The 6000-nt window shown below is 33.0% G+C and carries 7 protein-coding genes; 4 read left to right on the top strand and 3 right to left on the bottom strand.

Translation table 11 applies throughout. From position 1 onward, the window contains the following. A partial coding sequence (locus V4538_13835) for a hypothetical protein (protein ID MES2382123.1) occupies nucleotides 1-655 on the bottom strand: 655 nt, incomplete at its 3' end. 185 nt (nucleotides 656-840) lie between these two features. Here V4538_13835 and V4538_13830 point away from each other — a divergent pair. After that, nucleotides 841-2580: a hypothetical protein gene (locus tag V4538_13830; GenBank protein ID MES2382122.1), complete on the top strand. Its 1740-nt coding sequence runs from the start codon at nucleotides 841-843 to the stop codon at nucleotides 2578-2580. Between the two features lie 126 nt (nucleotides 2581-2706). On the opposite strand, the gene V4538_13825 is transcribed toward V4538_13830, so the two are convergent. Beyond that, the gene (locus V4538_13825; GenBank protein MES2382121.1) at nucleotides 2707-3408 is read right to left on the bottom strand and encodes a hypothetical protein; all 702 of its coding nucleotides are present in this window, start codon (nucleotides 3406-3408) and stop codon (nucleotides 2707-2709) included. A 529-nt stretch (nucleotides 3409-3937) separates the two neighbouring features. Here V4538_13825 and V4538_13820 point away from each other — a divergent pair. The 3 genes from V4538_13820 to V4538_13810 are packed head-to-tail and all read left to right on the top strand — an operon-like array spanning nucleotide 3938 to nucleotide 5783. Further along, entirely contained in the window at nucleotides 3938-4822 is an 885-nt protein-coding gene (locus V4538_13820; protein ID MES2382120.1) for a hypothetical protein, read from the top strand. Nucleotides 4823-4827: 5 nt separating this feature from the next. After that, complete coding sequence (locus V4538_13815; protein MES2382119.1) at nucleotides 4828-5289, top strand: hypothetical protein; 462 nt, start codon at nucleotides 4828-4830, stop codon at nucleotides 5287-5289. A 38-nt stretch (nucleotides 5290-5327) separates the two neighbouring features. Then, complete coding sequence (locus V4538_13810) at nucleotides 5328-5783, top strand: hypothetical protein (GenBank protein MES2382118.1); 456 nt, start codon at nucleotides 5328-5330, stop codon at nucleotides 5781-5783. 37 nt (nucleotides 5784-5820) lie between these two features. Here the strand turns inward: V4538_13810 and V4538_13805 are convergent, their stop codons facing one another. Beyond that, nucleotides 5821-5973, bottom strand: a complete 153-nt coding sequence (locus V4538_13805) for a hypothetical protein (protein MES2382117.1) — start codon at nucleotides 5971-5973, stop codon at nucleotides 5821-5823. Nucleotides 5974-6000: the final 27 nt, after the last annotated feature.

Below are 6000 nucleotides of genomic sequence, written 5' to 3'. Positions count from 1 at the left end.
ACGCATTAACTGCAGAAAGCTTCGCACCGATACATGCTTGTCCAAATGCTATAGAGCTAAAATCAGGCATATTGATAGTTGCAAGAGACGCATTAACTGCAGAAAGCTTCGCACCGATACATGCTTGTCCAAATGCTATAGAACTGTAATCAGGCATATTGATAGTTGCAAGAGACGCATTAACTGTGGAAAGCTTTGCACCGATACTGGCTTGTTCAAATGTAATAGAGCTATAGTCAGGTATGTTGGCAATTGCAAGTGAAGCTGTATTCATTGCAGAAAACTTTTCACTGATAGAAGCCTGTTCCATTATTATAGAACTATAATCAGGTATATTGATAGTTGCAAGAGCCGCATTAACTGTAGAAAGCTTTGCACCGATACTGGCTTGTTCAAATGCAATAGAGCTATAGTCAGGTATGTTGGCAATTGCAAGTGAAGCTGTATTCATTGCAGAAAACTTTTCACTGATAGAAGCCTGTTCCATTATTATAGAACTATAATCAGGTATATTGATAGTTGCAAGAGCCGCATTAACTGTAGAAAGCTTTGCACCGATACTGGCTTGTTCAAATGCAATAGAGCTATAGTCAGGTATGTTGGCAATTGCAAGTGATGCCGAATTAATTGAAGAATAATTGTCACTATTTTTCATAAACAATAAATTTTATTCAAATTTATTGTTTTAAATTTTGATATAAAATACTCGCTTGTAAAAAGTTATAATGGTTTATCCACATAAATATAACATTATAGTTTGTTCTTAATAATGTGAGGTTAAGACATCTGTGATTAGAAACATTTAAAGCTTAAATTTGAGTATAAATAAATATCTGAATTATGAAAAGAGGAGTAATGTTAAAAAGCAAAGATTTATTTCCTGATGAAGACTTGGAACTAAAAATGCTTGTACAAGATATTCCTTCAATTGTTGTATTAGCGGTATTAGCAAGCATTAACTCAAGATTTTTTATTGATGAACCTAAACCACAACTTCAGGCGAGAATATTAAATGAAGTATTTCTATTTAGGCAATCTTTAGAAATAAGTCAAAAAATACGCAATAGTATAGTTATTTTTTTTAGAAATAACCCTGATGTAGATTATGAAAATCATGTTCTCTTTTCTGCCAAAACTGTATTGATGTTCATGGAGTATGAACTTACAAATTTTAGAGAAAAACATGTAGGATGGATTGATACAAATCCAGAGGATGAGCTTAAACTTTTTAAAGCTCTTTTACTTTTTAATGATCAACTGGATAGTAAATTGCCTCCATTACCAAAAATTGGAAAAACATATTCTCCTGATGCACTTTTTTACGAGACTCATTGGCCGTTAATCGTTTCACAATATGATTTTATGAAACCAATTGATTCGATTTACCAAATGATAAAAGGTGTTGTCTTAATGTCGGAATTGAAAAAAGAAGAATTATCTTTTTACGTTAATAAATTCCTCGAAATAAATAAAAGAGGTAGCATTCATGAGTACCTTTTGGAAGTTTTACAGCTTATAATTTACTGTACGACAGGAGATAATCAATCACTTTTTTCAAGGTCCGGATTCACTTTAAAAAGCGACAATATTCCAACTTTCTACGATTCTAATTGTATGAATCCAGAAGATTATCATAAAAATGAAAAGTATAAAATAAATCATGATGGACTAAAATCAAAACCATTAATGAAATTAGATGAATTGCAGTATATAGTTTTTCATTGGAATTTTTTGGCTAAAAAACTCTATGATGGTTTAATATTTGACTTTCTACATGTAACTGGTGTTGTAGCGGAAAGAGGGTTAACCTATGCAAATTTTAAATCGAAGTATTCGGATGAAATTATTGAAAAAATTATCTTTAAAAATGTGATGACATATATACTGTCTGCCAAGAAGAACTTGTTACATTTTGAAGAAGGTCAAGGAGAACCTGATTTGTATTACCGCAATAAAAACAATGTTATTCTTTTTGAATTTAAAGATGTGTCATTTGCCTCTAATGCAATGGAATCCTCAACATTTGAAGCAATACGCGATGAAATCGAAAGAAAGATATGTTCTTGCAGTGATAAGAAACCAAAAGGCGTTGGACAGATCATTAGGACCATCGAAAAAATAATTGGTAATCAGTACAACTTTGATTCATTTGAAAATATGTCGAAATGGACTATATATCCTGTTATCGTAATTACAGATGAAATGTTTGAAATTCCTGGTATTAATAGGTATATCAATACTATATTTACAAACCATATTGAGCAATATCAAGATAAATTTAAAAAGATAGAGGATGTTATCATTGTTAATTTAGACTTTTTATTTAGTTATATCGGTAAGTTAAAAAAGAGAGAATACAATTTACTAGAATTGCTTTCCGGATATAATAAATACATTAAATATCGACAAAAACAACTTAACACTGTTCATCAACGACCTGAAACATGGGATGAAATTTATATTAGTTTTTCACATTATATTTCAAAAAAAATTGACTTAAAAAAGGATAAAGACTTAATCAAAATAATGTTCGAAATTTTTGATTTAAAATATGGATTACCTATTGGTTCTGAGAGTTAAAACTTATCTTATTACTCGTTTCTAGTCGTACTCCTATATAATGCCAAGCTAATATTTCTCAAAACAAAAGCCCTTGTAATTACTACAAGGGCTTTTTGTTAATTTAAAAAAATAAAACTATGATTTTTAAGGAGTAACAGGCACTTCTTCAGGAATGGCTGGGTTCTCATTATCTACCAGTAATAAACCAAAGTTAAAGTAGCTGTTAAAAGCCGTTTCATTCTCTATGGTATTAGCAGCTATAATCAATATACATTTGCTTAAATGTTCAGTGAGTGCTTTTCTGTTCTTTTGCAATTCGGTTTGTGCTGATTTTCGGTTAGATTTTGATGATACCTGCGTATCGCGTGCATCCGCATAAGCAGTTTGTAAAGTTGTTAAGTTGCGGACAAAATCAGTTGACAACTGAGCGGTGTATTTGGCAGCGGCAGCACTATACCTGAACGCCAACACCTTTATACCCTCTACCGTAGCAATGCGGTATTCTTTTAGTCCTTGCGGATAAAACTCGGTGTAAATAGGGGTGTGCTTGCCAAACTTGGCTTTAATGGCTCCTTCTTCTCGCACAATAAATGCTACAATGGCATCGTAGGCATCTTGTCGGCTCATAGTGCCACCTTTTTGTACCGCACTGTTGGTAGCCAGCTCACCATAAGTGTTTACAAAATCCTGGTGCAAATTAATGAGCAGGGTTTTGTCGGCTGTGGGTAATACGGAATTTTGCATGGTAGTTAATCGGCTGATTAAATCTACTGTAAACAGGTTGATTTCATTTCGGCTAAAGGTTCTACTGCCGAACAAATTTTTTGTTAATCTTGAGTAGTTCATGATTGAAATATATTTATTCAAATAACGTAGCTGAAAATTTTTTAGTGTTAAATAATGCATCAATTTTATAAGAAAAAACAAATTTTTTTAGCCTGTAAAAAAGAAGAGAGGACTAAAAAATATATAGTATTACTTGTTTAGAATAAGAACAGCCCGAAAACATTTAATTTATTACATGTTCTGAAATTGAACAGCATAAAAACATTTGATTTATTACATGTTGGAAATTGAAACAGCATGAAAACATTTAATTTATTACATGTTCAAAAATTGAACAGTATAAAAACATTTGATTGATTACTTGTTGAAAATTGAAACAGTATGAAAACATTTAATTGATAACATGTTCAAAGCTGAACATGTATAAAAGCATTTACTTTATGACATGTTCGAAACTGAAGACACAATAAAGGATTTACTTTATTGCTTGGTCAAAATTGATAGCTGTTGCTGTTTACCAATAAATAACTATGTTTGTCAGTATACGGTTTAGCCGTTTTATTATTAACAGAAAGCTTATATACACTACATGAAACACAAATACTTTATAATGATGCCTGTGGCAGCCTTGGTTTTTTTAACGGCTTGCGGTGGCGGAAACAACACTAAAACAGAAATACACGGGGTAGACAGCAACGGCTTAACGGTAATAGACCAATCAGTTGATACCTTTTACCAAGTACCGGCACCCAGTGAAACGTTTAGCTACATAAAAGTAGCAGGGGGGCTAACCGCTAAAAAAAGCAATATGCTATACAGCACTGCTGATTTTACTAAGGCCAATAACAAACAACTAGCCCTTGGTTTAGGTATATACAGTGCCGATTTAAGCTATAGCAGTGTTGCCGGTTTAGGAGCTGAGGCTTTGAAATATTTTAAAATAGTAAACCAGTTAACGGAGTCACTTAAAATATCAGCAGCGGTAAAACCGGGCATGCAGCAAAGCTATGAGCGCAACCAAACAAATGCCGATTCGTTAACCTTACTGACCAATGATATTTATTTATCGGTCTCAGAAATATTAGAAAATACCCAACAAAACCCAACACGTGCACTCATAGCAGCTGCAGGCTGGGTAGAGAGTTTGTATATACTAACTAATTTAACAGCTTACCAAGCCAATAACGATGTGGTTGAACATATAGCCGATCAAAAATATGCGTTGGAGAACTTGCTTGGCTTGTTACACACTTACGAAAGCAATGCTGATGTAGCTACGCTTATTCCGCAGCTAACGGAGCTGCAAGTGGAGTTTAATAAGCTAATGGTAACAGAGCTTCCTACGCAAACAAAAAATAACAAAGGTATTACCTTATTGAGTGGTGGAAACGATTTGTTGATTAATGCTGAAAATTTTAAAGCTATTACCGAAAAAATTAAAGCCATACGCAATGCGTATATTTTAACTCAATAAAACCCATGAAAAAATTAATAATACTAATAACACTTTTAGTTTCATTTAGTAATACCTTTTCGCAGTTACCATGTGTCACCTTTCATAGAACGTATTATTGCTATAAAGAATTTGATGGAGACTGGATTTATAACTCACAATCAAAAAGTGGTTACTTTAAAGAGGGAGTTGTTTCCAGAGTACGGTGTGTTGTTTATAACGGTTTTGATTACAGAATAAGCGTTTGTGATGAAGGTACATTTGAAAAGCCACCCATTTATAAAATTTTTGATTCACCTACTGGCGAACTAATAGTAGATAGTGAAACCATCCCAACCAAAGAATTTATATTTAAAAGCACCAATAGCCGCACATTGACTATTGAAGTAGAGATACCCAAAGGTAAAAAGGGGTATACTAAGCGTAAACCGTCAGGCACAGAGTGTATTGGATTGATGATATTCCAAAGGGTAACAATACAGCCTTAATAAATGCACTATTTATCAATATTAAATAATAAAAACCCATGAAAAAATTAATACTATTAATACTTGTTTTAACATCATTCAGTAATAGCTTTTCGCAAACAGCTGTATGTACCAACTTTCATAGAAAGTATTGCGATGCACAAGAAACGGGTGGAGATTGGCGCTATAATGCGCAGTCGAGAAGCGCTTTATATGCAGCGGGAAGTACCTCTAAACTACGCTGTGTTATATACAAAGGTATGGATTACAGGATGAGTATTTGTACTGAACCCTTATTAGGTAATCCAACTTTTAAAATTTATGATTCACGTACCAATGAATTGTTGTTTGATAGCAAAAACCCGGCAACAAACGTGTTTGAATTTCAAAGCACGAATACCCGCCAACTGGTTGTAGAGTTAGAATTACCCAAAACCGCCACCGCTAAACCGTCTGATGCAGGCTGTGTAGGATTTTTAATATTACACAAATCAACGGATAGGCAAGGTTTTTAAACAAACAGGTATAGATTTGCTATTGTTAATAGCTTAACTATTTCAGCTTATCTTTTTTATTAATGCTGCGTACATAAATAAACAATACTATACTCAGTATAAGCAGCAATAAAAGCAGTATGAGCAATACGTTTATAATCAACTCCTCCGGTTCGTTAATATAATTAATAATATAGGATTCAGCGCTCATTTTAATTTATTTATAGTGTTTTTGGTA

It is taken from the genome of Bacteroidota bacterium (assembly GCA_040388375.1).
GTDB lineage: Bacteria > Bacteroidota > Bacteroidia > UKL13-3 > UKL13-3 > JAAFJM01.
Note: the sequence above shows the minus strand (reverse complement) of the source record. Positions and strands in the feature narration are given on the sequence as shown.